The organism is Aquimarina celericrescens, from assembly GCF_042682765.1.
GTDB classification, from domain to species: Bacteria; Bacteroidota; Bacteroidia; order Flavobacteriales; family Flavobacteriaceae; genus Aquimarina; species Aquimarina celericrescens.
This window is the reverse complement of sequence record NZ_JBHUHY010000016.1, coordinates 143,540-170,150: the sequence shown is the minus strand read 5'-3', so window position 1 is coordinate 170,150 and position 26,611 is coordinate 143,540. Positions and strand designations below refer to the sequence as shown.

Sequence of the window (26,611 nt, the reverse complement as noted above, 5' to 3'; positions counted from 1 at the left end):
TACCTAAAGCCTTCAAATCGGCAGTCTTAATTTTTTTTGATCTTTTTGGTATTGTTTTAAGGCGATTAGTGCAGCAATTCTTGCCTCTTCTGCAGTTGCAGCTTGTATTTTTTCTGCAGAATAGTATTTCTTTACAAAATGTGTATCAAAGTTTCCTGATCTGAAAGCCTCATGCTCACACACAAATTTTCCGAAGGGTAGGGTAGTCTGCACCCCTTCAACTTGATATTCACCAATGGCTTTAATCATTAATTGAATAGCTTCTTCTCGGGTTTTACCATAGGTGATGAGCTTGGCAAGCATAGGATCATAATAAATTGGGATATCCATACCTTCTTCAAAACCATTGTCGACACGAATTCCTTTTCCGACAGGTATTTGATAAGTATCTAAATGCCCAACACTTGGTAAAAAGTCATTTAGAGGATCTTCAGCATACACCCGAAGTTCTAATGCGTGACCGTTGATCTTCAAGTCTTCTTGTTGTATGGGTAACACTTCTCCTCTTGCTACTCTGATTTGAAGTTCAACCAGGTCTACTCCAGAAATAAGTTCGGTTACGGGATGTTCTACCTGCAAACGAGTATTCATTTCAAGAAAATAGAAATTATGATTTTCGTCTAACAAAAATTCAACGGTTCCTGCACCTATGTAGTCACAGGCTTTGGCTACTTTAATAGCCGCTTGACCCATTTCCTCTCGCAACTTGGGAGTTAATACTGCCGAAGGTGCTTCTTCAACTACCTTTTGATGACGGCGCTGTACACTACATTCTCTTTCAAAAAGGTGAATGGTATTTCCGTGGCTGTCTGCCATAACTTGTATTTCTATATGACGTGGTGAGCCTACATATTTTTCTATAAACACAGAACCATCACCAAAGGCCGAGATTGCTTCACTTATAGCACGTTGCATTTGTGATTCCAGATCTTCTTCTTTTTCTACGACACGCATGCCTTTACCACCGCCACCTGCAGAGGCTTTAATCAAGATAGGGAATCCAATATCTCTCGCAATGGTTTTGGCTTTATCTACATCGGTAATCGCTTTGTCGATACCAGGCACCATGGGAATATCATACGCTTTTACAGCATCTTTGGCGGCAAGTTTGCTACCCATCACTTTAATAGCCTTAGATTTTGGCCCTATAAATATGAGATCATTTTTTTCTACAGCCTCGGCAAAATCGGCATTCTCACTTAAAAATCCATATCCCGGGTGGATAGCGTCTACATTCAATCTTTTAGCAACTTCAATAATTTTTGAACCTAACAAATAGGATTGACTAGAGGGTGCTTCACCGATACATACTGCTTCATCTGCAAATTTTACATGAGGAGCATTTCTGTCAACAGTAGAATAGACCGCCACTGTTTTTATACCCATTTTTTGTGCGGTGGTCATTACTCGTATAGCAATTTCACCTCTGTTGGCAACTAATATTTTTTTCATAGTATATTCTATTAGAACTGTTTGTCCTATTTAATATCCCTAATGGGCTTATGCGAATTCAATTAACATTTGTCCTTTATCTAAGGCATCACCTTTGCTAGCTGTAATAGATTTGATGACTCCATCTCTTGGCGAAAGGATAACATTTTCCATTTTCATGGCTTCGAGGATCAATATTGGATCATTCTCTTTCACCTCTTGATCCACTTCTACATGAATGTCTAGCAATAAACCTGGCATTGGAGCCTTGATCGCATTTACTTGTTTTGAAGACCCAACAGAAAATCCCATTGCGGCGATTTGCATATCAAGCTCGTTGGCAATGGTGACCTGGTAGCTATTACCGTTTACTTTGACAGTATATTTCTTGGTATTGAAATTAGTTTCAACTATTTCAGCATGGTATGATTTTTCCTCTAGAAGCGTATGATATCGATTTTCTGAAGTCTGCAATGCGTCAATTTTTGAAACATCTTCGTCGGTAAGATCAAACTCAAGAGCCCCATTTACCCGAAACTTATATTTCTTGCTCATCCTATTATTGGTTTACATGATAAAAATATGTGTTAAAGAGAATAATTTCTTGGGGTAAATGCAAATTAATTATGAGTTCGTTGACAGTTTTATAATAATCCTCTTCGATTTGGATTATAAAACAAGCTTTTTAAGGTTGTTTTTCTTGTTGCTGAAAGTTGTGCCAAGATTTTTAAAAAAACAATTCCTGTAATGAAAGCATCGCCAGAAGCCGTATGTCGATCATGTTTCTTAATATCAAATAGGGTGCACAACTCATCCAAAGCATATAATTTGTCTTTTGAAGTGCAAAGCGTTGTTTTCTTGAATAGTGTACCTGTGTCTAATACTTTATTTTTTAGTTTTGGTAAGTTTTGTCTTGCCAAACATTCGTTAATCATTGTAACATCAAAAGCTGCATGATGTGCAACCAGAATAGCGTTTTTTATATAATCCAAAAATTGCGCTAAGGCTTCTTTTTCTTCAGATTTTATGATATTGCCTTCTTTTAGAATCCCATGAATGGCTACTGTTTTTGAATTGAACAGGTCTTGTTTGAGGTATATTTCCAGACTATCGGCTACATCCATCGTATTCCCCGTCACCGCAATAGCGCCAATCGATAAAATCCGATCTTTTTTTATATCGAGACCAGTAGTTTCGGTATCAAAGACGACAAAACGAGCGGTATTTAGGTCATGTTCTTCTTTGTTCTTGAAATGTTCTTGATATTGCTTCCAAAAATCAGGATAGTTTTTTTGCTTGAACCAGGTAAACATATTTATAGTAGTTGTGATAAGTTGAAACGTACCTGTATTAATTCCTGTATGTTTTTTATAGGTTTAAAACATCCTTTAAGTTTAAGTCGATCTGTTTTATTTAAGGTTTTAAGATCAATAAACCTTCCTGAATTACCATGTCGTAATCCTTGCTGAGTTCTAAACTGAAGTAATATGTTAAAAGCATCTATGCATGAAACATATAGATCTTTGTTTTGAGGCTCGACTTCGGCTAATTTTTCGTATCGTAAAACCGTATTATTAAAATCTTTAATGTTATGAGAAAGAATCAGTAAACGTGCCGCATCTACCAGGGGCATGAGTGCCCGAGCTTTGATATCAAATTGGTCTTTGTGTTCTCCGCTGTGCTCTACCAAAAACTGTCTAAAAAAGCTAAGTGGAGGAGGATTCTTTAACGCATTTAATCCCAAGAAATTTAGAAAGATCTCATAGGTATTGATAGCGTCAAAAATACTTTCAGACATTTCATTTACTAATTCTTTATTGCCAAATACCAGATTATAATCAAAAAAAATAGTACACAACATTATTTTATCGGCATCGGGTTTCGTAATCCATTTATTAAACTGCTCTTTCCATTCGTCTAGTGACAAACACCATTGCGGATTGCTAGCCATCATCTTTGCAGGGCAAAATTCGAAACCAATGGTATTCAGTTTATGAGTAACTTTATCAGAAAGTGAAAGAAAGTAATTTTTTGTTTGAAAGTACTTCTCTTCGGGTACATTTTCAAATACTAATGCGTTATCCTGATCTGTAAGTAGTAATTGTTCTCTTCTGCCTTGACTTCCTAAGGCTAACCAACTATACTCTGTTGGTGGAGGGGTATCCATTTCTTCTATGGATAATGTTATAGCTTTTTGTGTAATAGTAGTATTAATTGCCGAAATGACTTTAGCAATAAAAAAGATCGGGACATTTTGTGTAATATAGCCTTCAAGTAGTTGTTGCGCTTTATCACGAATATATTTAAGATCTTTGGCGGTCTTAGAGCGTTTTACCTCCTTAATGAGAACGGAAGGATTGTTACCATGGATTACCACGATATCATGTTCAGATAGAATACCTACAAGTTTGGCGTCCAGGGTTCCGTTCTCGGTAATACATAAATGAGATATGCTATGCTGCAGCATGGCTATTTGTGCTTCGGCAACAGTAATATTTTTTGGGTATGTAATTACCGGCGCAGACATGATGTTTTTTACTGTATCTTCAATAGGAAATTGTCCTGTCGCAATTTTATTTCGTAAATCTTTATCGGTAATAATCCCTAAGGGTTTTTCTTCTTTGGTAATAACAATAGAACCAATACGATTTGAACTCATAGTCTGTGCGGCTTCTTTAATAGAGGTATTTAAAGTACAAGTGATGGGATTCTTCGAATATTGAGCAGACTGTACCTCGGTTAAGTTAGAAGTGCTTTTCTGAAGATCTTCTGTTTGCGTAAATAAAGAGTCTTTACTTTCACCAGAATAGGGATTTCGTATGTTAGCGACAAAGCTTGCCAATAAGTACTTATTGGCCTGAGCATTGGTATGAATTACTTTTTCGAGTAACTCTGACGATATGCTGTACAAAATACTTTCCTCGATAGCCTTGGCACTTAAAATATAATTATCTTTTCTGATCAAAGCTCGTAGACCAAAAATATCCCCTTCATCGCACTCGTCCACCAGGGTATGATCTTCTTCTCTAAAAATACCTACAGCACCATCTTTTACCACATAAAAATGATCATGAATCTTTTCGTCAGTTTTAAAGATATATTGATCTTTTTGTAAATACACTACTTTAACATTTTTTGATATTGTGTAGAGTTCTTCTTTCTGAAGAACATCAAAAGGAGGGAAGTCTTTTAGGAAATCAAAAATTCTTTCGGCAATAGTATTCTTCATGGTACTAATTTAGATAAAAGTCGATATGAACAGAATGAGATTTGTCATTTTTTTAATTCGAATTATCCATTAGAAAATCTCTTACAGCTTGAAATTACTCTATATTTACCAGTATTTAATAGGTATTTACGTTTTAATGTCATTTTTAGAAGGATATGGTATTGGCTTAGGAATGATTATATTCATTGGTCCTGTATTCTTTTTATTATTGAATAGCAGTCTTCAATATGGAAAAAAAGCAGGACTAGCGGTAGCTTTGGGTATCATTTTCAGTGATTTTATTTGTGTAGGCCTATGTTATTATGGGCTCTCTTCTTTTATTAATATCGAAAAAAATGAATTTTTGATTGGGAGTATCGGTAGTGTAATTGTTTTCGGTTTAGGAGTAAATTATTTGATTAAAAAAATCATAATAACTACAAATATTTCGATCAACACCAGAAACCTTCGAACTTTTTTTTTAAAAGGATTCAGTGTTAATTTTTTTAATCCATTTGTATTTGCGGTTTGGATAGGGGTTTATAACTATGGTAAGCATAAATATTCCAGTACTGAATCTTTATTAGTCTTTATTTTTGCTGTATTGATGGGTATATTTACTACAGATGTATTAAAGGTATTTTTGTCTGAAAAATTAAAGAAATTCATTTCCCCAAAACGCCTGATTCTATTCTTTAGAATAACCGGAATCCTTTTGATTGTACTGGCTTTCAAGCTATTATATCTTGTTTGGCACTATTGATAAAACCGATTTTACTTATATTTGGTATAACAACCTTTAATACTAATCAATATGGAATTTAATTTTTTGATTACTGCCCTTGCGGCATTGGTCCCTATGATTTTGGGATTTATTTGGTATAACCCTAAAGTTTTTGGAACCGCATGGATGAATGCATGCGGATTTACAGCAGAAGATTTAAAAGGAGGCAATATGGCCTTGATCTTTATCCTAAGTTATATTTTTAGTTTCTTTTTGGCAGCTATGCTCACGGGAATGGTGATACATCAATATGGTTTTTTTTCTAGTATTATGGCAGATCCGGCCTGGAATGAAGTAGGTTCTGAAACCTATGAGTTTTCTCAGCAATACATGGAAACTTATGGACAAAATCATAGAAGTTTTGGTCATGGCGTATTGCATGGAGTAGTGGTGGGCTTATTCTTTGTGCTTCCTGTATTGGGTACGAATGCTCTTTTTGAAAGAAAAGGCTTTAAATATATTGCAGTAAATGTTGGATATTGGACTGTATGCCTGGCATTAATGGGTGGAGTTATATGCCATTTTGTATAATGGTAAAGGGGATAAAATATTAGGCAAAGCTGAATTCTAAGGTAACAAAGGAAGAATTCAGCTTTGTTATGATTTATTTCCAAGCACTCTGTTGAACAGTTTTTTTAATAGTGGAGAGGCATCATCCATATCCCGTTCACGTTCTTTTGCCGTTAGTTCTCCATTGTTATCATAATATAACTCATAACTAAACACAAAGCGATTTGCCTCAGGACCTATACCTAATAATCCAAAGCGAAGATCATTAAAAAAAATTTTATTATTAGTTTTTTCGATAGTATACCAGCCTTCTGTTAATTTTATTAGTCGAGGAATAAGGGGATCTTCTTTCATACCGGCTAATAAATGATGATTTTTAGGAAATTCAGAAAAGTCAATATGATCATCTTCATCTAATAGTGAGTAGTATCCTATTAAGAAAGAATCTTGAGTTTCAATATTGGCTGTCCATAAAACACTATTTAATGGTGTAGGACGAGTTTGTATTTCATTGTATTGTATATGTTGATTCTCTAAACTAGTCGAAAAATTTGCTTTTGCACTTTGTTGTAGCATCAAGGTGATTAAGAGATAAGAGCTACTTACATATAATCCATAGCTATTATATCTTTTTCTTTTTGGATGCGTTCGCTTGTAAAACATGGCTATAATTACAAATACTAAAAAAGGGACTGTATATAATGGATCTACTACAAAAATATTATTAATGGCTATTTTATAGTCTAATGGCCAGAATAGCTGGGTTCCCCAGGTTGTGAATGCGTCTAAAACAGGATGCGTGAAAAGCCCCAGAAACATCAACTTGGTCCAGTCTTTCCAATCTGCTTCTTTGTTTTTATATAATTTTGAAATCAACCAACCCAATAGTGGTGCAGCCAAAATGCTAAACAGAATAGAATGTGAAAATCCTCGATGTAATTCATTTGCCGTCACTGTATCTACAAAAAGTTTTGATACTACATCAAGATCCGGAATGGTTCCAGCTACTGCTCCCCATAGCATAGCTTTGTTACCTACTTTTTTTCCGAGAACGGCTTCTCCAACGGCAGCTCCTAATACAATTTGGGTTAACGAATCCATATCACTAATCTAATTGAAGTTTGAAAGGGTTTCTAACTTCATATTCACTTGGAGAAATTAATTCTACCAATGGTTTTAGAAGTGTGTTAGAAATAGAATTTCCATGACGAACATATAGTTTCATTTCTACTGGTTTGGCACCAACACTACTTTTAATAATTTCTGCAGTTCTTCCCAATCTAAGTGCTTTTACTTTTTTGGTAATGGCTAGGTCAACATAATCATATAGCATTTTTTGATAAATAGCATGTTTTTTGTTAAAACTATAATCAATACCAATGTGATTTGCCTCTATGGCATCGCTTAGCATAAAAGATGAAGTAAACCCTACCAACCTCTTATCAATGAAATATCCCTTAAAAATAAATAATTCACCTAGTTTTTGTTTTAGATGCCTAAAAGTAGAAGCATTTAATTTTCCAATCTTAAAATCTGCTTTTTCAATGACCGATAAATAGAGTTTGTTGATTTCTTCTTGATATGTTTTAATATCCTCAGGGGTAAAATCCTGTACTATAATCTTTTCAGATTTTTGAAACACTTTTTTAGCTCGAGTTCTAAATTTTGTACGCATACTTGCCAGATAATCCTCAAAAGTATCCCAGCTAGCATGAATGGGTAGCACCATATTAACATCGATTTTAAACTCCTTAAAATCATATTCCTTTATATAATCACTAGTTTCAAAAGATTCTGGCCAAAATTCTTTAAGTAATATAAAAGATGGTTTGTTAGAATTTTCAGATTTTCTAATTTGGAGCAAAGCATTCGATAAATTTTCAAACGCCTGCTTAGCATCTAGACGTTTAGCATCATATATAAAGCCATGCTCTCCACAAGAAAAGATATTTCCACACACCAATGCTTTAACTTCAAGGTTTTTGAGCAACGTATTTTTTATGGTATCATTGATTTTACAAGGGAATTCCTGAATTTCTAACTCTGCAGGATTAAATTTTATGAGCTGTGCAATGGCTAATGCTACCGGAACCTCCTTATCATAAAACAAGATATATTTAGATTTTATAGCCTCGGAAATAGTATTCTCCAAAGCTTTTAGGTAATCGAGTGATAAAAAAATTAAATTATTCCGATTTACCCTATTCCAATCCTTTACAGGAATATCATTGGTATGATTGAAATATGCATATCGCAAAGATTTGGTTTTACACCTATTTTTTATTTTTTCAAGCATTGATCCCTTTCAGACTATTCAAGTAGTATATAAGTCGTCTGTTTATCCCCAAAGTTACATTTATTTTTGATTGTTATCAGATTGACCAACTGAATAAGTCAGGTATGATCGAATAAAGTACTCAATTTTCCATCCTTAAGCGGGTCACAGTATCGATGAAATAGTATTAATTTTTTTGGAATTTTTAAGTATGTCATAAAACTTTGAATATTATTGATAATAATTAAAGCCAAAATCATTAGTTTCTTATGCTAATGATTTTGGCTTTTAGCGATCCTTTTTGGACTTATTTGAAAGAGATCCAAAGTAGGTCTTTCCATTTTTTGTATTCTTTGGTCACTAACAAAATATTCACTGTTAAATATCCTCCAGTTGTTATCAGCTCTCCAATTTCATCAGATTCTAAAAATAAATGAAACAGGAAAATATGCAGCGTTATGGGCAACAAAAATAATGCACCTATCAGGCTAGTGCCTTGTATCACCAGTAGTAAACCAAATAGTAATTCGCATATTCCTAAAATTTGCCAAAAATAACCGGTCTGTTTCATTCCGTTGATATACAAAATCTTTTGTAAGGTATTTTCTTGATCAGGTTCCTGAAATTTTGAAGCTTTTTGTATGACTTCATTTGGAGTTGGATTTGGCTTCTGAAACTTTTGAATGCCACCATAGATCATCATTCCTCCCAAACCTAAACGAAGAATAATAAAGAAGATGCTTATAATTTTATTCATAGTTCTAAATTTTTGTCTCCTTCATTAGGGTTATAGACATAGTTAAATGTATAATATCTTCCTTCGTTTAAGGTCGGGTCAGGAGAAGTTGGAGCGTCTTTATAATAACTAAGGATTTCTAATTTGGCGTATCTATTATTTCTAGTTCTAAACACTAAAATTTTACCAGCAATTGGGGACACTATATTGGTCTGAAAATTATAATTGTACCATCCATTTCCACTTCCTGTAGGTATGGCAAAAGCTCCATCAGAGTCCTGAAGGAACTCTGATGTTTCAGGCACTTCTTTAACGTCATTAAAAGTATCGGTCATAAGCAAGGCAGCTACATTCCCGTTTCGTAGGGGTTCATCTTTGGTTCCGGTAACAGATCCGCCATTAATAGCAATAGTAGTTCCTCTAAAAGCAATATCCCATTCCGTTTCGCTGGTGGTAATTTGCCCTGTAGAGAAGTCGAACTTGGTAAATGTGCCGCCCACAGGTTGTCCCTGACCGCCAGTTTGTGGCGCATGAAGATTACTAAATCTTTGAGACACTACAGGATCGGTAACCGTTGCCGAATCATCATCGCTACTGCATGCTGTAGCGAATAGCATAATAAGTAATAAAATAATGGGTTTGAAGGTTTTCATATTGATTGTGATTTATAATTAAAATTGAATATTTATTTTTCCATAGACTTGTCTTCCTGCAAGATTTGGGATGTTTTGTATATCGGTATAGTCAAAAAGGTTATTCACCCCAGTCTGAAGCGTATAACGATCGTAAAAAGTTTTTGTAAGGGTTACATTGGTTACTGCATATCCTTGAACAAAGGGGTCATAAATATCAAGTATGTCATTTCCTCCTTCAGTATTATTTAGGAGGCCATATTTGCTTCTATAATTTATGCGTAAACTCATATTTGCATTCAAGTCAGGAATGTCACAAAATAACTTGAAGTTAATGGTGTGTCTGGATCGGTTTAATAATCCAAAATAATCCGATTTTTGTAATCTTAAGGTTTCTAAGGTCTCAGGGTTACGGGCAAAGAACTCTCCTTTTTCTAATCTGTCTAATACATCTTTATCCCTGGCGTACAATAATTGATAACCACCTTGAATATTGATATGTTTAGTGAGTTTATATTGAGTATTAATTTCTAGTCCAGTAGTAAAAACGGTGTTGAAATTAGTATAACTAAAAACATTTTGGCCATTTGTTTTTCTTGCAATGACCCGGGTGTCGATGAGGTTTTCAATTTCGTTTCTGAAGTAATTTGTTTCCAAAAGGAATTTTTTATCCTTGTACGTAAAACCAAAATTGAAACCAATAGAATTTTCGGGTTTTAAGGGATCAGTAAGGTCATTAGGATCAACGACTATATCAGCAATTTGATCAAGATTTACTAATTCCTGAAGTTTGGCAACTGTGACATTATATCCAAGAACGGTATATCCAACGGCAGAGTTTGTAAAATCGAAGTACAGTTGTCTGAAATCGGGTGCTTTATAGCCATATCCAGTAGATGTTTTTATAGAAAGGTTTGTAGTAAGATCATATTTAAAGGAGACTTTGGGACTGAATTGAGATTGATACTCGCTATGATTGTCAAATCGTGCACCAATGATGATATTTAGATTGTTCAATGGATGAAAGTCATATTGTGCAAAGGCGTATTGAGCATTAAACTGTACTTCTTGATCAAAGAAAGTACGGTTTAATCGCTCATTATTCCATCCCATGCCAAGGGTAACGTCATTTTTTGGTTTGAAAGAATAGGTACCTCGAACTTCTGGACGAAAGAGATGTTGATCAAAACTACTTTGGGATAAAATAGTAATGTTAATGGGATCGGTTAATAGTTCTGAAGCTTTATAGTTGGTGTAATATAATTCGTATTGTATTTTTAGTGCTGATGAAGGTAAATGGTCGAGTCTGATTTGAGCGTTCATCTCATTAAGATCACTAGTGCCTTCAAAAGTAGTATCATCAAAAAACAAACTAAGATCCTGATCCTGAAAATAGTATCTACCCGATGCAAAAATGGAGAGGTTGTCACTGAACTCATACCAGACTTTCCCTTGAAACGTATAATTTTCGAAAGGATTTACTGTTTGTCCGGGAGTATCTGGCCTAAGATCATAACCCTCACTAAAAAGTCGATTAACAAAAAAGTTATACCTCAACTTATTTATTCGTTGTTTCATGGTAAGATTGCTGTCTTGTGTATTAAAGGAAGCGATTCTATGAGAAATGTTACCTTGAAAATCTTCATTGGGTGATTCAGTAATGATATTAATGATTCCACCTAGGGCTTCAGATCCAAAAAGGCTTGAAGAAGGGCCTTTAACCACTTCAATCTGTTTAATATTACCTACAGAGAGCCTGCTTAAATCAAGATTTCCTGCACTTCGACCTATAAGCGGTACTCCATCGATTAAAATCATAATGTAATCTGAACTAATACCCTGCATTTGGATTCCCTCAAAACCACTTTCATCAGAAGTGGTAATAATACCGGTTTGCTCGTTTAAAATTTCATTTAGTCGAATAGTGCCAGTATTTATGATTTGTTTTTTAGCTATTAAACTAACTGGAAGTGGAAGAGAAGACAACTGTCTTTCGGTACGTGTTGCACTAATTATTACTTCTTCCAGTTGTTGAGATGGTATAGAGTCTAAAGCTTTTTTAGCTATCATTTCTTGACCGTAAAATTTTGATTGTAAGAGTAGTGAGATAAATAAAGCCCTAATCATATTATTTATATTAATTCTAAATAATCGTGTGTGCCGACAAATATATAAATCTTATTTTTATTAAATCTAAATAAATTTAATTATTTTTGAACCAATTTTTAACCTATAAATCATCTTAAAAATGAAAATGAAAAACTTTAGTATTCTTCTTTTAGTGCTTGCTTCATCGGCCATAAATGCCCAAGGAGATAAGAAGCAAAAGGACATCAAAGCGATTAAATCTATGTGTGGTTGTTATGAAGTGACCTTTAAATATTCTGAAACTTTTTCTCCAAAAGAGGGATATGAAAAATCAAAGGATTATGTCTCGGGCGGTCTCGAATGGGCAGAATTAATTGTTGACGAGGACGATAAATTATCGATTCAACATTTATTAATTGTAAGAGATTCTATGATTGTAAAACATTGGCGGCAAGATTGGTTATATGAAAATACAGATGTACATCATTATTTTAAAGACAATTTATGGAAACATACTTCTCTTAAACGGGAACAGGTAAAGGGACAATGGACACAAAAAGTATACCAGGTAGACGATAGTCCAAGATATTCGGGATCAGCGACTTGGGTGCACGTTGATGGTCGTCACTATTGGGAGAATAAAACCGATGCTCCATTACCAAGGCGTGAGTATACCAAGCGCAATGATTACAATGTGATGGTACGCGGTAATAAGCAAGAAATCACCAATTATGGATGGGTACATGAACAGGATAATGATAAAGTGATTAGAAAAGACGGACAAGAAGATGTTTTATTGGCAAAAGAAAAGGGATATAATATTTATACCAAAGTCGAAGATGAGAAATGTACGTTAGCCAAAACCTGGTGGAAAGAAAATCAAAAGTTTTGGGCTGCTGTACGTAGTGAGTGGGACGAAATTTATGATAGAAATACTGATCTTTCTCTTAAAAAATCGGTGAACGATAAACGCTTATATGAATTTTTATTTGGAATGGATGCGAAAACAAAACAAAAAGACATAGCCGAGGTCGTAGAGAAATTCTTACAAGAATAAGGGATATTACTTCTTTTTCTTAAAAAGAAACCCTAACGGAAAGACCATAAAAATAAAAAGGTACCACCCGGTGATTAATCCGATTATGGTGATTGCAGCTGCAATCACCATAATCCAAATATTTTTTTGAGACCATTCCATTTATAACTCCCTCACCCAAATATTACGATACTGTACTAAATTACCGTGATCTTGTAGTTTAATTGGCCCTTTACCATGGGCAGGATTTTTAGGAGGGCCAATATACTCGGTAGTACCTAGAATTTCAACATGGTCTTGTACCAGCACTCCATTATGAATAACAGTAAAAGTTCCAGATTTAGTTTTATTGCCCTCTCCATCAAACTCTGGTTGATGAAAAATAATATCATATGTTTGCCATTGATCAGGAGCTTTGGTAGCATTAGCTAACGGAATGTGCTGTTTGTAAATTGAGGTAGCTTGCCCGTTTGCATACGTTCTATTCTGATAACTATCCAGAATTTGCACTTCGTATTTGTTTTGAAAGAAAACTCCGCTATTTCCTCGACCCTGTCCTTCACCTTGTATAATATCGGGGGCACTCCATTCCAGATGTAATTGAATACTACCAAAATTCTGCTTCGTTTGGATATCTCCGGATCCTGGCTTCACTGTCATTGTTTTATCAGGATGTACTGTCCAGCTAGCAGGGGATATGCTGTCCTTAGCAGAAACCCATGCTTTTAAGTCAGTACCATCAAATAGTACAATTGCATCAGAAGGTACATTGTTATTATTAAATGAGATTACCTTTGGTTCTGGTTCCCAAACTTCAGTTGCTGTTGGATCTGTAATCTCTTTTTCTGATTGTATATCTTTTGTAACCTCTTCTTTTTCAACTTTAGTGATTTCAATTTTTTGTTTACATGAAAAAGTGATCATGATTAGACAAAAAAGATAATTTAATTTCTTCATTCTGATTATTGGTTTTAGTTAGTTACAGTCCTAAAATTTTCTTTAGTTGTTCTTTATCAATATCTGCTCCGGCAAAATCATCAAAAGCTTTTTCTGTAGCCTCTATAATATGATTTTTTATAAATGGGGCACCTTCTTTAGCTCCTTGTTCGGGTGATTTTATACAACATTCCCATTCCATCACCGCCCATATATCGCAACCGTACTGGGTAAGTTTAGAAAATATGGTTTTGAAATCTACTTGCCCATCGCCCGGAGAACGATATCTTCCGGCTCTATCGATCCAATCACTATATCCTCCAAAAGCTCCTTTTTTTCCTGTAGGATTAAATTCAGAATCCTTCACATGAAAAGCTTTAATAAACTCGTGATAGTGATCAATATATTCGATGTAATCTAATTGCTGCAGCACAAAATGGCTCGGATCATATAAGATGTTTACTCGTTTATGATTATTAGTGGCTTCCAAAAAACGTTCAAAAGTAACACCATCATGAAGATCTTCCCCCGGATGAATTTCATAGCATACATCGACTCCATGAGTATCAAAATGATTAAGAATAGGCAACCATCGTTTAGCGAGTTCTTCAAACCCCATTTTTACTAAACCTGTCGGTCTCTGTGGCCATGGGTGCATCGTATGCCAAAGTAAAGCTCCTGAAAATGTTGCATGAACGTTAATTCCTAACCTTTGACTGGCCTTGGCAGCATTCATTACTTGTTGCACCGCCCATTCTGTTCGCCTTTTTGGATTATTTTTACAATCATCTGGCGCAAAATTATCGAACATTGTATCATAAGCAGGATGCACAGCGACTAATTGTCCCTGCAAATGTGTTGATAATTCGGTTATTTCTAATCCGTAATCGGCAATTTTACCTTTTAATTCGTCACAATACGTTTGACTTTCGGCAGCTTTGTCCAGGTTTATTAATCTTGTTTCCCAGGTAGGAATTTGAATACCTTTATAACCCAAGTCAGATGCCCATTTGCATAATCCATCTAAAGAATTAAATGGAGCTTTATCATCCATAAATTGAGCTAGAAATACGGCAGGGCCTTTGATTGTTTTCATGCAATTAGTTTTTTTATAGCTTGAAGTCCCTTCTCCTGGGGAGAAGGTTAGGATGAGGAGATTTTCTTAGAACACCCTCACCTTAATCCTCTCCCTCAAGGGAGAGGAAACCTTTGGTACTTTATTATTAAATTTTTATCCAAGTAGCGTTGTTTTTACTGCTTTCTACAGCCGCATAAATAAATTTCATTCCTCTAACACCATCTTTTATTGTTGGGAAATCGGCCGAAGTTGAAGGGCTTTTTCCAGCTTTTATTTGATTCACTTCTTTTGCAAAGCTTCTATATATCGTCGCAAAAGCTTCAAGATATCCTTCCGGGTGGCCAGCAGGAATTCTCGTATACTCTGAAGCTTCAGGATATCCACCGTTTCCTCCGGGAGTAAATATTTGTTTGGGCTTGTCGAGCCAACGAACTACCAATTCATTAGGATTTTCTTGATACCATGCTACACTTCCTTTAGTTCCATATATTCTAATACCTAAATTATTTTCCTCACCGGTTGCAATTTGTGAGAATGTCATGGTTCCCTTGGCACCGTTCTCAAAACGAAGTAAAACATTGCCATCGTCGTCAAGTATTCTTCCTTCTCCAAATGCAGTAACATCTGCCGCCAATTCTTCAATCCGGAGTCCAGTAATGTATTCAGCCAAATTTTCTGCATGGGTTCCTATATCTCCTAATGCGCCACCAATTCCGGATTTTTTTGGATCAACGCGCCATGCGGCCTGTTTCTGGCCGGTTTTTTCAAGCGAAGTGGCTAACCAACCTTGCAAATACTGTACATTGATCTTGCGAATAGTTCCTAAATCTCCTTTCGCAATCATGGCCTTTGCCTGTTTTACCATGGGGTATCCAGTATAGTTGTGCGTTAATGCAAAAACTTTTCCCGTAGATCGCACTATTTTTTCCAGTGCTATGGCTTCATCCAAAGTTAATGTGACCGGTTTGTCACAAATTACATGAAATCCTTGTTCGAGAGCCATTTTCGCGGGAGGAAAATGCATGTGGTTAGGGGTTACAATCGCAACAAAATCCATACGTTCTGCTTCGGGTAGTTGTGCTTCTGCTTTGATCATTTGTTCAAAGCTACCATACGCTCTGTTTTTTGGGATACCCAACGCTTCCGCGGAAGCGATACTTTTTTCTTCACTACTTGAAAATGCACCACATACCAAATCGATCATTCCATCGATACTGGCAGCTTTTCTATGTACGTCTCCGATGAAAGAACCAATTCCTCCACCGACCATTCCCATTTTCAGTCGGGTCATATTTTCATTTTTTATATTCTATTTTTTCATTTTTGAAGAAAATTGCAAAAAGTAGTAGTACTACTGCTGCAAAAATTGCAGGAAAAATCCAGATATGATTCCAATCGTGTTGTCCTTCTGAAATCAAATTCGCATCTGTTATTTTACCGGCAACATAAAAACCGATTAACATCCCTAGTCCATAAGTAGCTAAAGTTATTAATCCTTGTGCGGCACTTTTAAATTTTTCTCCTGCTTTGCTATCGGTATATATTTGCCCTGACACAAAAAAGAAATCATAGCAAATACCATGTAATGCAATCCCGATAATCAACATGAAAGCTAATTCGCCCGAATTTCCATAAGCAAATAGCAAATATCGTAGTGTCCAGGCAAGCATACCTACTAAAAGAGTTTTTTTGAAACCAAACTTTTTAAAGAAAAAGGGGAGGAGCAACATAAAAATCACTTCGGAAGCTTGGCCAATAGTCATCTTCGCAGCCGGATTAGACACTCCAATTTCACCTAAAAATTGACCTGCATGTTGATAATAAAAAGCTAAGGGAATACATATTAATATGGAAGCAAGGAAAAAGAACAAAAAGTTTCTATCCTTTAAAAGCTTTAATGCATCTAACCCCAAAATATCAGAAATACTAATCTTTTGATCTCTACTGACCTTTGGGGGTGTTTTAGGTAATGTAAAACTAAAAACCCCAAGTACTAGTGATGCTACAGATGTCATTAAAAAAGTATTTTTTAGCATTCCGCTGGCAACTCCTGCTTCAGAATCCCAATGAAAAGCATAACTTATCACCAAACCAGCTACGATCCAGCCAATGGTACCAAATACACGTACAAATGAAAATTGTTTAGCAGGGTCATTCATTTGATTAAATGATACAGAGTTTACTAAGGCTAATGTTGGCATATAAGCAATCATGTAGCCTAATACATAAGGATAGAATATCCCAAAGTCGGTAGCATTTGCCATTTGGTACATTAAAAATGCTCCGATGAGATGTAATATACCTAATATTCGTTCTGCATTAAAAAAGCGGTCGGCTATGAGTCCGATAATAAAAGGTGCGATAATCGCTCCCCATGATTGGGTAGAGTAGGCCATAGCAGTTTCACCCCCGGTAGTTTTTAAGGTATTTGGTAGATATATGCCCAAAGTTACAAACCAACCTCCCCAAATGAAAAATTCTAAAAACATCATTAAGGACAATTGTACCTGAGTTGTGGTTTTCATAAAAGGATATGGGTTAGTTAAGTTGTTTTGCTGCATTTAATAATAAATCACGAGTAGCTTTAATACCTTCAATTTCATTGAGTTGTTTTCCTTCGTACTCTACACCAATAAAACCATGATACCCTGATTTTTTAATGATTTCCAGCATTTTTCTATAGTCAATAGTAGTCTCATTTCCTTCTGCGTCAAAATCATAAGATTTTGCACTTACGGCTTTAGCATAAGGCATCATTTCTTCTACACCTTGATATTTTGGGTATTCTTTAATACATTTTCCACCCCAACGAGCACCTCCTTCTCTTTCTAGGCAGAAATTTCCAAAATCTGGGAGTGTACCACAATTTGGTTGATTTACCTTTTGCATAACTGCTATTAATAAGGAAGCATTTGAAGAAAGATATCCATGATTTTCTACTATAATATTTACATTCTTGGGAGCAGCATACTCTGATAGCTTGCTTAAACCATCAACCGATGCATCAACCCATAGTTTCTGATCATTTGTACCGAAGAGATTAACACGTATCGAGTGACATCCTAAAAATTGAGCGGCATCGACCCATTTTTTATGATTTTCTACTGCTTGATTTCGTTTTTTTTCATCTGTGACAGCCAGATCACCTTCGCCGTCCACCATAATAATTAGGTTTTGAATATTATGTTCTTGACTTTTTGCTTTTAAAGACTCCAGAAGTACCTGCATAGCTTTTTTTGGATCTGGATCCTTTTCTAATTCTTTTTTATAGAGATGATTAACATATTCGACACCTTCAAAACCAAGTTCTTTGGCTTTTTGAGCAAAGTCCATGGGGTTCATTTCGCCAGAAAGTATAGCTTGATGAAGCGACCACTGAGCTAGTGAAAGTTTGAAAAATGGTTTGGTTTCTTTTTCATTGGTTTCCACAGTTGATTCTTCTTTTTCAATTTCTGATTTTTCAGCAGTATTATTTTTACAGGAACTTAAGAAAAGAGCGATAATAAGACCTGATATGATGATTTTTCGCATGATTTAAATTATAAGTTTATAGTGACCAGGCTTTTCCGCCAGTTAGTTTTTCCAGAGAATCGCATCCAATTTGTTCACCAGGTACGGGAGCATAGGCCAATACGTTTTCTCCGATTTCTTCACTGGTTTTAAACCCCCAAATAGATAAATCTCTTACCGCACTCAGAAATGAAAAAATACTAACTTCATTAGATAAACTTTCGAAATCTTTCAGGCTTTTAATTTGCGCTACTTCTCTATTATAGGTTTCTTGTTGTTCTTTCGTAGATTTAAGATATTTTGATAACAAGGCATCATATTCTTCGATCTTTATTTTTTTAACAGGCCTGTCTTCGTTTACACCTAGTTCTTCTAGAACAAGACCTGCTGATCTTTTGAACATTGCTGCTTCTTCTTTTTTGGCAACCTCATTCATATATTTATCGATAAACATCGGTACATTAAGAGATTTTGCACCAGGAATATCAGTTTCAGGAATTATTAGGTCAACAAGTTGGTCTAATATTTTTGCTTCATCTTCTGAAAGTAATTGAGGAACCCAATCTAGTTTTATTTCGCTCGTACAACTCTGTAGTACGCTTAGAATAGTTGGGGTTGCAGCTATATATCCGACTGATAATCCGATATTTTTTAGGGCTTGTCGTCTGTTTATCATAGGTATGGGATTAGGCGTTTGTTTGAATTTGTTTGGCAGCATGTTCTGCAGCTCTGGCAGTAAATGCCATATACGTGAGAGATGGATTTACACAACTTGCAGAAGTCATAAAAGAACCATCGGTCACATAAACATTGGGTACTGCATGAATCTGATTGTTTTCATTTAAGACAGATGTTTTGGGATCTTTACCCATTCGGGCCGTTCCCATTTCATGAATACCCAGTCCAGGAGCGCCGATGTCATCCCAGGGTTCAATATCTTTAAAACCAGATTTTTTAAGCATTTCCATGGCTTGAGTAACCATATCTTTGCGCATGGCGAGTTCATTTTCTTTAAATTCTGCATCAAAAGTTATCGTTGGTAATCCCCACTCGTCTAGTTTCTCATAATCCAATGTCATCTTGTTTTCATGATAGGGTAAACATTCACCAAAGCCCATTAGTCCTATTCTCCATTTCCCCGGTTTTAAAATACTCTCTTTTAGTGCTGCCCCATACCCTAATTCTGCAATGGTTTCTCTCCAGTCGCTTCGAGAAGCTCCTCCTTGATACCCGTATCCTCGTTTAAACGTTTTTTGATCGGTTTCACCACCAATATTTCTGAAACGGGGAATGTATAAACCATTAGGCCTTCGTCCTTTATAATATTTATCTTCAAAACCATCAAAAGTGGCAATAGCACCGGCTTTAAAATGATGATCCATGATATTATGACCTAATTCATTGCTGTCATTCCCCATTCCGTTTGGAAAACGGTCTGATTTTGATTGCATCAGGATACTTGCCGAGGCAATAGCAGAGGCACATAGAAAAATAACCTTAGCAGTGAACTCGAACGTTTCTTTGGTTTCGGCATCAATTACTTTTACACCAGTAGCTTTGCCTGTTTTATCATCATAAATTACCTGATGAACAATAGAGTTGGGACGTAGTGTCATGTTACCCGTTCGTTCTGCAGCAGGCAAGGTCGAGGAGTTACTACTAAAGTAAGCACCAAAAGGACAGCCTCGCATACAGCGATTTCGATACTGGCAATTCATACGGCCTTCGAAAGTTTTTGTACCGGTAATGTGTGCTGTTCTTCCAATGGTTAGTAATCGATCTTCATAATTTTCTGCAATATTTGATTTTAAATGCTCCTCTACACAATTAAGCTCCATGGGTGGCAGAAATTGTCCGTCGGGTAGTTGTTCCAGTCCTAATTTTTCACCACTAACTCCAATAAAATCTTCGACTTTATCGTACCAGGGGACGATGTCATTATAACGCACCGGCCAGTCTACAGCAATTCCTTCTTTTTTATTTGCTTCAAAATCGATATCACTTAATCGATAACTTTGACGCCCCCACATTAATGATCTTCCCCCGACGTGATATCCTCTAATCCAGTCAAAACGTTTCGTTTCATTATAGGGGTGCTTAAGGTCATTTACAAAAAAGTGACGATGTTCTTTGGCGGTTACATATCCGGTACGATGTTGTTTTTCTTGTTCGGCCACTTCTTCTCTGGTAGGTTGACCTTTGAACTCAGCATCCCAGGGGTCATCATTCATAGTTGTGTAGTCTTCGATATGGCGTACCATTCGTCCACGTTCTAAAACTAGTGTTTTCAACCCTTTTTCACAAAGTTCTTTGGCAGCCCAGCCGCCACTTATTCCTGTTCCTACGACTATAGCATCGTATTGCGGTTCTTTTTTCATGTATTTTTATCGATTTTTGAGTGATTTCTATTATTCTAAGGTTCTGAACCATTCTACCATTGCCCGTGCTTCTTCTTCAGGTATATTTTGATTGATCATGATGGTGTTATTGTATTTTTTTAGCAAAGCCTTGGCAACAGGGTCTTTCTCCAGCATCTCAGCAGGGTTCATAATCATATTCATCACCCATTCTGGACTTCGCTTTTCGTAAATCCCGACCATTGGTGGTCCAATAAATCTTTGTTTTACCTTATGACAAGCTGTACATTTAGACTTAAATAACTCAGCCCCTTTCTTTGCCAGATTTTGATCAATCTCACTTTCAAAAGTAATTGAAGTTATGGGGCCTATACCTTTATTGTCCAGCATAACAGGTACTGTAGAATCTTCTTTTGTTGATATTGGTTTTTCCTTCTTTTTACCAATGGATATAGATTCATTGTTTGATTTTTTTTGTTCTGCACAATTACTAAATAGTACAGAGCACATAAGGACTAAACAAATAGAGATTGTTTTCATGTAAGATGGTTTGTTTTAACATTTTACCGTACTAATAATTATCTGAAAATAAACATAGTGTGGCTCTATGATTAAATTCGGGTACTCTCTGACTTTTAAGTTAAGCCATAAGCCATTTAACAATGACTTTATAAATGTGAAATGTTAGCTTTTGAATAATAACAGTTAAATATAAGAAGTTTATTTTTGTTTTAACAAAACAATTAACTATTCCTTAAATAAAATAGGTTGCGTATTCAAGATGTAATAACACATTAAGAACTCGTTTTTTTGAAAATATCCTATATATACAACCCTATTTGCATAAAAACTGATATTCATTATTATGCAAATAGGGTTTTTTTGAAGATTTTATAAATATTATGCAGATTTATAGAGTTTCATTTTCCGTTTTTGAAGTTGATCCTTTAAATCGTCAATTGTGTTACTTATAGCATTTTCGAAGTTTTTTTCGTCTGATGAAGCATACAAACGTGGTCCGGGAGCACTTAGTCGTATCCCGCATATATGACCTTTTTCATTATTTTTATTTTCCTTTTTGAAGAATACGTCTCCGCGTATCACGAATGGATATTGATCAAAGATTTTTTTCATTTTTTTGATTGTAAATGACTCTAATCGGTCGCTTGCTGTTACATTGGTGTATTCGAAAATGGTTTTCATACGTTTGTTTTTTATGGTTATTTTTCCAATTTCTAGTTTTAAATAAATTTGAATTATCTAATTCAGAAACGCTACTTTTCCTGTTTCTATATGGTATAAGATAACTACTATTTTTAGTACAAATCACAAGTAAAGAATTTTTTGACCGCAGTATCTAAGTATACATTATTTAGTTCAAACTCTATCTTTACATGTGGTTTGATTTGAATTGATAGAATTTATAAATGCTGTAAGGTGCTAATCAATCCTTTTAGTCGTTTTTCAGTTTTACGTTTTTTATTGGTGATAGATTTCATGATTTCCATAAGTTTGGGATCTTTATTTTTCTTGTATATTTCATTGATTTTAAGAACCAGCTCTTTAGCTTCTCTAGAAGCAGAAACTCTATCGCTAGTACTCATGTGTGATATTTTCTTTCTTTGAAATTTTTTGGCTTGTTCTATTAATAATTCCATAATTAAAAATTTTAGATTAACACTTGTATTTACTCATCGGTTTCGATCAATAATGGGGTTTTACCATCGGTGATGATCACTTTGCTATTTTGAGATTTTGATAATTCATTAAATGCCTCTATGCTTCTTATTTTGATGATCTCTTCGGTTAACCCTTCGGCTAATATTTTTTGAGCATCCCGTTCTCCTTCTGCATCAATTATTTTCCTATCGGCCTCTAATCTTGCCTGTTGGATAACAAATTCCATTCGCATTGCATCTTGTTCTGCCTGTAATTTTCGTTCTATAGAATTGGCCAGACCCCTAGGTAATTGAATACTTTTCATTAAAACTGCAATTAACTCGATGCCATCTGCTTGTTTTTCGAGGTTTTCTTTCATTTTCATTTTGATCTCTTCTTCTATTTTGGCCCGCATTCCTGAGTGCATGTCTTTGGCAAAAAATTGTGCGCATACGTCTGAAGATGCAGATCTAAAAACGCTAGTGATGATTGACTCATATCCTTGACCTAAATTTTCTAGCACAGAGGGGATTTTATCTAGTTGTAAGCGATATAAAATTGAAATTTCTGAGTTAACGCTTAACCCTTCCTTACTTGGTAAACTCAATATAAGCTTAATGTTATTGGTCTGTGTGGATTCTTTTATGACCTTACTCGTAAAAGGGTTATAAAATATAGTGCCTTGTGTAGAGACCTTATCCGAAAACTTACCGAGTGTTTGTCTAACACCTGCTTCTCCTGGTCTAATGACAGCACAGTTTGTACATAGGATAAGTACTCCAATTAATAAGAAAATTTTTGTTTTCATTTATGTGTGATTTAAGTTGAACTATTGCTTTTTTTATAAATTTATTAAAGAATATTCATATATTTTTATTTATCTTTATTATGATTTACATAAATAAATATTATGCATTATACTTTACATCAACTACAGATCTTTTTAAAGATAGCAGAGAAACAAAGCATTACGAAGGCTTCTGAAGAACTACATCTCACACAACCGGCAGTATCGATACAATTGAGAAACTTTCAGGGTCAATTTCCAATTCCTCTTACAGAGGTAATCGGTAGAAAATTATACATCACAGATTTTGGGAAGGAAATTGCTGTTGCTGCAGAAAGGATTTTAGAAGAAGTAAAGGAGATCAATTATAAAACCATGGCTTATCAGGGGCAATTGTCTGGAGTACTGAAGATTTCTGTAGTTTCTACAGGGAAATATGTTATGCCCTATTTTTTATCTGATTTCATCAAAAAACATGAGGGAATCGATTTAATCCTTGATGTAACCAATAAAGCCAAAGTTATACAAAGCCTTGAAAAAAACAATGTGGATTTTTCTCTAGTATCTGTGTTGCCCACCAATTTACAAATTGAAAAGACCGAATTAATGGAAAATCAATTATATCTTGTAGGCAATACAAAGGAAAAGTTTAAAAAGAAGATGTATGATAAATCTATATTCACAAAATTGCCATTAATTTACCGCGAACCTGGGTCGGGTACAAGACATACTATGGAAAAGTTTATCGAAAAGAATAGTCTACCCGTAAGAAAGAAAATGGAGCTTACTTCTAACGAAGCTGTAAAACAAGCTGTCCTGGCTGGACTGGGATACTCCATTATGCCATTGATTGGGATACGAAATGAATTGAGTGCTGGTCGTTTGCAAATTATCCCAGTTAAAGGATTTCCTATAAAATCAAATTGGAATCTTATTTGGTTAAAGAATAAAAAGTTTTCTCTTGCTGCAAATGCATTTTTAGAGTATCTAGAGGTAGAAAAAGAAACGATTATGAAAAACAACTTTGAAGGCTACGAACAAAATTAATCAACGTGGCCTTTATTTAATTTCTTTAGTTCTTTCTCTGTGGCATGTAGTAGTTTTTTAAGTCTTCTTTTTTTAATTAAGCATGTAGAATCATATAAATCATTTTTTGTTCTATATAATAAAGATTCACAATAATTAATTCTGTTGAAGACCGGAAGTTTCGAAATAACGATCCTATACAAGTAATCACATTTGATTAAAGAGTTTGGGGTATTCTTTTTGAAGAGAGGCATTTCAGTTGGGGTTTGGGCCGATTATTCATAAACATTGTGTAATGTATGTCTGTACATCACACAATGTTTATCTTCAAATTTCATACCTAAGAGTACTTTTATAATTTAAAATTTATATAAATTTTTAGGACTTCTCTGTATACCAGTTTTCATTATTATGAATAGTGAAAATTATTTGTCGATTATATTGCTACATTAAAACATTTGTATGAGATAGAGGTAAAAAGGCATTCCAAGGGTTATATTAAATGGAAATGTTATAGCTAATGCCATGGGTAAATACAATCCGGGATTTGCTTTTGGAGCAGCTATTCTCATAGCTGCCGGAACTGCAATATAAGAAGCACTGGCCGCTAAGATGGCAAAAAGAAAACGGTTTCCCACATTATCTGTAAAAGTCGAACTTAGAAAAGAAACTATAGAACCATTGACCAAAGGAATAATTATAGCAAATATTAAGGCAAACCATCCTTTCTTGAGAAAAGCAGAAAGTTTTTTACCACTAGTAATTCCCATGTCTAATAAAAATACAGCGAGAAATCCTTTAAAAATATCAGTTGTAAAAGGTTTGATGCCTTCAGCTTGTTGTTCACTGGCCATAAAACCTATTATAAGACTTCCTAAAATCAGTAAGACGCTACCATTAGTTAAAGAATGTTTCACGACTTTGCTCATGGGTATCTTATCATTTTTGTCTTTATTATAGATAGACATTAGAAGTACTCCTACCATAATAGAAGGAGCTTCCATCAATGCCATGACTGCCACCATATGTCCACCAAATTCTATTTGTTCGATTTCCAGAAAAGAAATTGCAGTAACAAAAGTAACTGCACTTACAGATCCGTAGGCCGCCGCTATTGCTCCGGCGTTATAGACGCTGAATTTTCTTCGTAATATAAAGTAAGAATAAATCGGAACTACTAATGCTAACAGAATACCAAATAACAGTGACCATATAATTTCAAGGTCTAAGTCACTATGAGATAATTCTTGTCCTCCTTTGAAACCAATTGATAAAAGAAGATATAGTGATATGAATTTGGAGGAGTTAGGGGGTATTTCTAAATCACTTTTAAATCTTACCGAAACGATTCCTAAAAAGAAAAAAAGGAGAGCAGGATTAGTAAGATTGTCAATCAATAAATGTAAATCCATATATTGCTTTAAGGGTACGTAATCAAAAATTTATGACTGTCGATTAATGAAATAATTAATCGTTTTTGATTAATTCAATCTCGACAGATCCGTTTATTTTTAATTGATATCCTTCATTTCTGGCATTTACAATCAATGCTTTTGTTTCTTCTTCTGCCCTTTTTAATTGTTCTATACGGTCGTCAAGATGTACGGTATTATCATCACAATATTGTTCTAGAGCACTTAGTCTTTGAAGCTTGTGAAAGTTTATTTTTTTACTGATCATTGAAATTAAGATGTCAGCAGCTTCAGAAGGTGTAAATGTTCCTTCGATAAGTTTAACGTGTTGTTGTGTTTTAGTCATTACTTCCATTTTAATAATTATTTAAAGTTTGATTCGTTTAAAATTTTCAATCCTAAAATACAAGCCAAAATAAAGGCAGATACTATTAGTTTGTCCATAAATAAATGATTGTTTAAATAGGACAATATTAGAAAAGTACTTACAATACCTATTCCGACAATAGCAGAAAAAGTTGTCTTGGAGTTAGTTCTCTTATTCTTCTTGATAATGGATCTGTACAATTTCATCTTTTATTATTTTCGACAAAATTGAGAAGAGTTTTTTATATATTTTCATTTATATAAATTATATAAATCATTAAATTAATTTATATTTAGTATGATTTTGCAAATTGATTTATTGACTAAATACACAAAACCTGAGATGTTATAGGGTCTTAAAAAAAGGAATACGTTCATTACCTTTAAATAAAAATTACTTGAAGTTTATTTTAATATGGGTAAATATGAGATCTTTATATTTTAGAGGAATGAATAAAAAGTTTAACAAAACTTTACAAGTATTTCTGTGTGATGTTTTGCAAAAGTGATATGGTCATTTTTAGCTTATCTATAATACTAGCCTTTCTTTTTTTAAAATTAATAATTTGATAATGAGATAATTAATAGATTCTGTAAGTTTTCTCATTATAGAATATAGTATGGGTATACAGGTTTTTACGATAACTATGACAATATGGTTATTTGGTATAATTTTTCTACTTTTAGTCCTAATCCAAACTAATACGCTTGTTAAATTGATTTCTACTACCTGCATAGAATTGTTTGTAGTATTTATAAATACTTCGTAGCGGACTATTT

The 26,611-nt window shown here is 34.7% G+C and carries 26 protein-coding genes; 4 read left to right on the top strand and 22 right to left on the bottom strand.

Translation table 11 applies throughout. From position 1 onward, the window contains the following. Positions 1 to 12: 12 nt before the first annotated feature. From accC to ACFSJT_RS15765, 4 genes are all read right to left on the bottom strand, one after another. Positions 13 to 1,452: an acetyl-CoA carboxylase biotin carboxylase subunit gene (gene accC, locus ACFSJT_RS15780; protein ID WP_378321289.1), complete on the bottom strand. Its 1,440-nt coding sequence runs from the start codon at positions 1,450 to 1,452 to the stop codon at positions 13 to 15. Between the two features lie 48 nt (positions 1,453 to 1,500). Further along, complete coding sequence (locus tag ACFSJT_RS15775) at positions 1,501 to 1,986, bottom strand: acyl-CoA carboxylase biotin carboxyl carrier protein subunit (protein WP_378321288.1); 486 nt, start codon at positions 1,984 to 1,986, stop codon at positions 1,501 to 1,503. 89 nt (positions 1,987 to 2,075) lie between these two features. Continuing rightward, positions 2,076 to 2,744, bottom strand: coding sequence for a 3'-5' exonuclease (locus ACFSJT_RS15770; RefSeq protein WP_378321287.1), 669 nt, complete (start codon positions 2,742 to 2,744; stop codon positions 2,076 to 2,078). 2 nt (positions 2,745 to 2,746) lie between these two features. Beyond that, the gene (locus ACFSJT_RS15765) at positions 2,747 to 4,660 is read right to left on the bottom strand and encodes a DUF294 nucleotidyltransferase-like domain-containing protein (RefSeq protein ID WP_378321286.1); all 1,914 of its coding nucleotides are present in this window, start codon (positions 4,658 to 4,660) and stop codon (positions 2,747 to 2,749) included. Positions 4,661 to 4,796: 136 nt separating this feature from the next. Between ACFSJT_RS15765 and ACFSJT_RS15760 the strand changes: the two genes are divergently transcribed. Together ACFSJT_RS15760 and ACFSJT_RS15755 are read left to right on the top strand one after the other, a co-directional pair. Further along, the gene (locus tag ACFSJT_RS15760) at positions 4,797 to 5,402 is read left to right on the top strand and encodes a LysE family translocator (RefSeq protein WP_378321285.1); all 606 of its coding nucleotides are present in this window, start codon (positions 4,797 to 4,799) and stop codon (positions 5,400 to 5,402) included. Between the two features lie 51 nt (positions 5,403 to 5,453). Continuing rightward, the gene (locus ACFSJT_RS15755) at positions 5,454 to 5,954 is read left to right on the top strand and encodes a DUF1761 domain-containing protein (protein WP_378321284.1); all 501 of its coding nucleotides are present in this window, start codon (positions 5,454 to 5,456) and stop codon (positions 5,952 to 5,954) included. Between the two features lie 66 nt (positions 5,955 to 6,020). On the opposite strand, the gene ACFSJT_RS15750 is transcribed toward ACFSJT_RS15755, so the two are convergent. The 5 genes from ACFSJT_RS15750 to ACFSJT_RS15730 all read right to left on the bottom strand — a co-directional run bounded on the left by ACFSJT_RS15750 (position 6,021) and on the right by ACFSJT_RS15730 (position 11,646). Then, positions 6,021 to 7,034, bottom strand: coding sequence for a metal-dependent hydrolase (locus ACFSJT_RS15750; protein WP_378321283.1), 1,014 nt, complete (start codon positions 7,032 to 7,034; stop codon positions 6,021 to 6,023). A 4-nt stretch (positions 7,035 to 7,038) separates the two neighbouring features. Continuing rightward, positions 7,039 to 8,229, bottom strand: a complete 1,191-nt coding sequence (locus ACFSJT_RS15745) for a hypothetical protein (RefSeq protein WP_378321281.1) — start codon at positions 8,227 to 8,229, stop codon at positions 7,039 to 7,041. A gap of 286 nt (positions 8,230 to 8,515) precedes the next feature. Further along, positions 8,516 to 8,965 (bottom strand): DoxX family membrane protein, encoded by a 450-nt coding sequence (locus ACFSJT_RS15740; RefSeq protein WP_378321279.1) that lies wholly within the window; start codon positions 8,963 to 8,965, stop codon positions 8,516 to 8,518. Then, the gene (locus ACFSJT_RS15735) at positions 8,962 to 9,597 is read right to left on the bottom strand and encodes an HmuY family protein (protein WP_378321278.1); all 636 of its coding nucleotides are present in this window, start codon (positions 9,595 to 9,597) and stop codon (positions 8,962 to 8,964) included. Before ACFSJT_RS15735 ends, ACFSJT_RS15740 begins: the two co-directional genes overlap by 4 nt. Before the next feature lie 18 nt (positions 9,598 to 9,615). Further along, a complete protein-coding gene (locus ACFSJT_RS15730; RefSeq protein WP_378321277.1) occupies positions 9,616 to 11,646 on the bottom strand; it encodes a TonB-dependent receptor plug domain-containing protein in 2,031 nt (676 codons plus the stop codon). A 184-nt stretch (positions 11,647 to 11,830) separates the two neighbouring features. Between ACFSJT_RS15730 and ACFSJT_RS15725 the strand changes: the two genes are divergently transcribed. Then, complete coding sequence (locus ACFSJT_RS15725) at positions 11,831 to 12,721, top strand: DUF6607 family protein (RefSeq protein ID WP_378321276.1); 891 nt, start codon at positions 11,831 to 11,833, stop codon at positions 12,719 to 12,721. Between the two features lie 141 nt (positions 12,722 to 12,862). On the opposite strand, the gene ACFSJT_RS15720 is transcribed toward ACFSJT_RS15725, so the two are convergent. The 11 genes from ACFSJT_RS15720 to ACFSJT_RS15670 form a co-directional block, all read right to left on the bottom strand. Continuing rightward, a complete protein-coding gene (locus ACFSJT_RS15720; protein ID WP_378321275.1) occupies positions 12,863 to 13,657 on the bottom strand; it encodes a 3-keto-disaccharide hydrolase in 795 nt (264 codons plus the stop codon). 22 nt (positions 13,658 to 13,679) lie between these two features. After that, entirely contained in the window at positions 13,680 to 14,732 is a 1,053-nt protein-coding gene (locus tag ACFSJT_RS15715; protein WP_378321274.1) for a sugar phosphate isomerase/epimerase family protein, read from the bottom strand. 127 nt (positions 14,733 to 14,859) lie between these two features. Continuing rightward, the gene (locus ACFSJT_RS15710) at positions 14,860 to 16,005 is read right to left on the bottom strand and encodes a Gfo/Idh/MocA family protein (protein ID WP_378321273.1); all 1,146 of its coding nucleotides are present in this window, start codon (positions 16,003 to 16,005) and stop codon (positions 14,860 to 14,862) included. Between the two features lie 4 nt (positions 16,006 to 16,009). Beyond that, positions 16,010 to 17,239: a nucleoside permease gene (locus ACFSJT_RS15705; protein WP_378321272.1), complete on the bottom strand. Its 1,230-nt coding sequence runs from the start codon at positions 17,237 to 17,239 to the stop codon at positions 16,010 to 16,012. Positions 17,240 to 17,252: 13 nt separating this feature from the next. Then, the gene (locus tag ACFSJT_RS15700) at positions 17,253 to 18,245 is read right to left on the bottom strand and encodes a sugar phosphate isomerase/epimerase family protein (protein ID WP_378321271.1); all 993 of its coding nucleotides are present in this window, start codon (positions 18,243 to 18,245) and stop codon (positions 17,253 to 17,255) included. Between the two features lie 16 nt (positions 18,246 to 18,261). Then, on the bottom strand, positions 18,262 to 18,900 hold the full coding sequence (locus tag ACFSJT_RS15695; protein WP_378321270.1) for a gluconate 2-dehydrogenase subunit 3 family protein: 639 nt from the start codon (positions 18,898 to 18,900) through the stop codon (positions 18,262 to 18,264). 10 nt (positions 18,901 to 18,910) lie between these two features. Further along, complete coding sequence (locus ACFSJT_RS15690; RefSeq protein ID WP_378321268.1) at positions 18,911 to 20,602, bottom strand: GMC oxidoreductase; 1,692 nt, start codon at positions 20,600 to 20,602, stop codon at positions 18,911 to 18,913. 30 nt (positions 20,603 to 20,632) lie between these two features. Continuing rightward, positions 20,633 to 21,121, bottom strand: coding sequence for a c-type cytochrome (locus ACFSJT_RS15685; protein WP_378321267.1), 489 nt, complete (start codon positions 21,119 to 21,121; stop codon positions 20,633 to 20,635). A 360-nt stretch (positions 21,122 to 21,481) separates the two neighbouring features. Continuing rightward, the gene (locus ACFSJT_RS15680; protein WP_378321266.1) at positions 21,482 to 21,784 is read right to left on the bottom strand and encodes an HPF/RaiA family ribosome-associated protein; all 303 of its coding nucleotides are present in this window, start codon (positions 21,782 to 21,784) and stop codon (positions 21,482 to 21,484) included. 218 nt (positions 21,785 to 22,002) lie between these two features. After that, positions 22,003 to 22,239: a hypothetical protein gene (locus tag ACFSJT_RS15675; RefSeq protein WP_378321264.1), complete on the bottom strand. Its 237-nt coding sequence runs from the start codon at positions 22,237 to 22,239 to the stop codon at positions 22,003 to 22,005. Positions 22,240 to 22,268: 29 nt separating this feature from the next. Beyond that, positions 22,269 to 23,048 carry a prohibitin family protein gene (locus ACFSJT_RS15670; RefSeq protein WP_378321263.1) on the bottom strand — a complete coding sequence of 260 codons (780 nt, stop codon included), beginning with the start codon at positions 23,046 to 23,048 and terminating at the stop codon, positions 22,269 to 22,271. A gap of 102 nt (positions 23,049 to 23,150) precedes the next feature. Between ACFSJT_RS15670 and ACFSJT_RS15665 the strand changes: the two genes are divergently transcribed. Then, a complete protein-coding gene (locus ACFSJT_RS15665) occupies positions 23,151 to 24,074 on the top strand; it encodes a LysR family transcriptional regulator (protein WP_378321262.1) in 924 nt (307 codons plus the stop codon). A 428-nt stretch (positions 24,075 to 24,502) separates the two neighbouring features. Here the strand turns inward: ACFSJT_RS15665 and ACFSJT_RS15660 are convergent, their stop codons facing one another. Further along, complete coding sequence (locus ACFSJT_RS15660) at positions 24,503 to 25,465, bottom strand: sodium-dependent bicarbonate transport family permease (RefSeq protein ID WP_378321261.1); 963 nt, start codon at positions 25,463 to 25,465, stop codon at positions 24,503 to 24,505. 55 nt (positions 25,466 to 25,520) lie between these two features. Continuing rightward, the gene (locus tag ACFSJT_RS15655; protein WP_378321260.1) at positions 25,521 to 25,811 is read right to left on the bottom strand and encodes a hypothetical protein; all 291 of its coding nucleotides are present in this window, start codon (positions 25,809 to 25,811) and stop codon (positions 25,521 to 25,523) included. Between the last annotated feature and the right edge of the window lie 800 nt (positions 25,812 to 26,611).

Excerpts from the sequence above, each read along its gene's own strand:
- accC (WP_378321289.1), bottom strand. The coding sequence starts at position 1,452 with ATGAAAAAAATATTAGTTGCCAACAGAGGTGAAATTGCTATACGAGTA.
- ACFSJT_RS15775 (WP_378321288.1), bottom strand. The coding sequence starts at position 1,986 with ATGAGCAAGAAATATAAGTTTCGGGTAAATGGGGCTCTTGAGTTTGAT.
- ACFSJT_RS15770 (WP_378321287.1), bottom strand. The coding sequence starts at position 2,744 with ATGTTTACCTGGTTCAAGCAAAAAAACTATCCTGATTTTTGGAAGCAA.
- ACFSJT_RS15765 (WP_378321286.1), bottom strand. The coding sequence starts at position 4,660 with ATGAAGAATACTATTGCCGAAAGAATTTTTGATTTCCTAAAAGACTTC.
- ACFSJT_RS15760 (WP_378321285.1), top strand. The coding sequence starts at position 4,797 with ATGTCATTTTTAGAAGGATATGGTATTGGCTTAGGAATGATTATATTC.
- ACFSJT_RS15755 (WP_378321284.1), top strand. The coding sequence starts at position 5,454 with ATGGAATTTAATTTTTTGATTACTGCCCTTGCGGCATTGGTCCCTATG.
- ACFSJT_RS15750 (WP_378321283.1), bottom strand. The coding sequence starts at position 7,034 with ATGGATTCGTTAACCCAAATTGTATTAGGAGCTGCCGTTGGAGAAGCC.
- ACFSJT_RS15745 (WP_378321281.1), bottom strand. The coding sequence starts at position 8,229 with ATGCTTGAAAAAATAAAAAATAGGTGTAAAACCAAATCTTTGCGATAT.
- ACFSJT_RS15740 (WP_378321279.1), bottom strand. The coding sequence starts at position 8,965 with ATGAATAAAATTATAAGCATCTTCTTTATTATTCTTCGTTTAGGTTTG.
- ACFSJT_RS15735 (WP_378321278.1), bottom strand. The coding sequence starts at position 9,597 with ATGAAAACCTTCAAACCCATTATTTTATTACTTATTATGCTATTCGCT.
- ACFSJT_RS15730 (WP_378321277.1), bottom strand. The coding sequence starts at position 11,646 with ATGATAGCTAAAAAAGCTTTAGACTCTATACCATCTCAACAACTGGAA.
- ACFSJT_RS15725 (WP_378321276.1), top strand. The coding sequence starts at position 11,831 with ATGAAAAACTTTAGTATTCTTCTTTTAGTGCTTGCTTCATCGGCCATA.
- ACFSJT_RS15720 (WP_378321275.1), bottom strand. The coding sequence starts at position 13,657 with ATGAAGAAATTAAATTATCTTTTTTGTCTAATCATGATCACTTTTTCA.
- ACFSJT_RS15715 (WP_378321274.1), bottom strand. The coding sequence starts at position 14,732 with ATGAAAACAATCAAAGGCCCTGCCGTATTTCTAGCTCAATTTATGGAT.
- ACFSJT_RS15710 (WP_378321273.1), bottom strand. The coding sequence starts at position 16,005 with ATGACCCGACTGAAAATGGGAATGGTCGGTGGAGGAATTGGTTCTTTC.
- ACFSJT_RS15705 (WP_378321272.1), bottom strand. The coding sequence starts at position 17,239 with ATGAAAACCACAACTCAGGTACAATTGTCCTTAATGATGTTTTTAGAA.
- ACFSJT_RS15700 (WP_378321271.1), bottom strand. The coding sequence starts at position 18,245 with ATGCGAAAAATCATCATATCAGGTCTTATTATCGCTCTTTTCTTAAGT.
- ACFSJT_RS15695 (WP_378321270.1), bottom strand. The coding sequence starts at position 18,900 with ATGATAAACAGACGACAAGCCCTAAAAAATATCGGATTATCAGTCGGA.
- ACFSJT_RS15690 (WP_378321268.1), bottom strand. The coding sequence starts at position 20,602 with ATGAAAAAAGAACCGCAATACGATGCTATAGTCGTAGGAACAGGAATA.
- ACFSJT_RS15685 (WP_378321267.1), bottom strand. The coding sequence starts at position 21,121 with ATGAAAACAATCTCTATTTGTTTAGTCCTTATGTGCTCTGTACTATTT.
- ACFSJT_RS15680 (WP_378321266.1), bottom strand. The coding sequence starts at position 21,784 with ATGAAAACCATTTTCGAATACACCAATGTAACAGCAAGCGACCGATTA.
- ACFSJT_RS15675 (WP_378321264.1), bottom strand. The coding sequence starts at position 22,239 with ATGGAATTATTAATAGAACAAGCCAAAAAATTTCAAAGAAAGAAAATA.
- ACFSJT_RS15670 (WP_378321263.1), bottom strand. The coding sequence starts at position 23,048 with ATGAAAACAAAAATTTTCTTATTAATTGGAGTACTTATCCTATGTACA.
- ACFSJT_RS15665 (WP_378321262.1), top strand. The coding sequence starts at position 23,151 with ATGCATTATACTTTACATCAACTACAGATCTTTTTAAAGATAGCAGAG.
- ACFSJT_RS15660 (WP_378321261.1), bottom strand. The coding sequence starts at position 25,465 with ATGGATTTACATTTATTGATTGACAATCTTACTAATCCTGCTCTCCTT.
- ACFSJT_RS15655 (WP_378321260.1), bottom strand. The coding sequence starts at position 25,811 with ATGACTAAAACACAACAACACGTTAAACTTATCGAAGGAACATTTACA.